Consider the following 290-nt stretch of genomic DNA (forward strand, 5'->3'; position numbering starts at 1 on the left):
GGACCGCTTTGTACAGCCACCGGCGCCAAACAGGGGTCTTGATTTACCGGTGCAAGCAAACTACAAGCACTGCTGCCAGCAGTACCCGTAGGCTCGTCTATAGAAACCTTCCCAAAAACATCATTGCTACAGCTGGCATTGCCTAGGTTGTCTATGTAGGCGTAGCCGTAAAAAGCACCGACGCCTTTAACATCTGACATCGCAAAAACTACCGTGGCGGCTTGCCCGGCAATGCTGCTGGTATCCAACTCCATACACGTCCAAAGCGTATAATTAAGACCTAAACCACC

1 protein-coding gene is annotated in these 290 nt (G+C 51.0%); it reads right to left on the minus strand.

Features of this window, described 5'->3' with window-relative positions:
• Positions 1-290: hypothetical protein (locus ACH2AZ_RS12545; protein WP_394908107.1), on the minus strand; the 290-nt coding region annotated here is incomplete at both ends.

The sequence above is a fragment of the uncultured Mesonia sp. genome, assembly GCA_947499595.1.
GTDB classification, from domain to species: Bacteria; Bacteroidota; Bacteroidia; order Flavobacteriales; family Flavobacteriaceae; genus Mesonia; species Mesonia sediminis.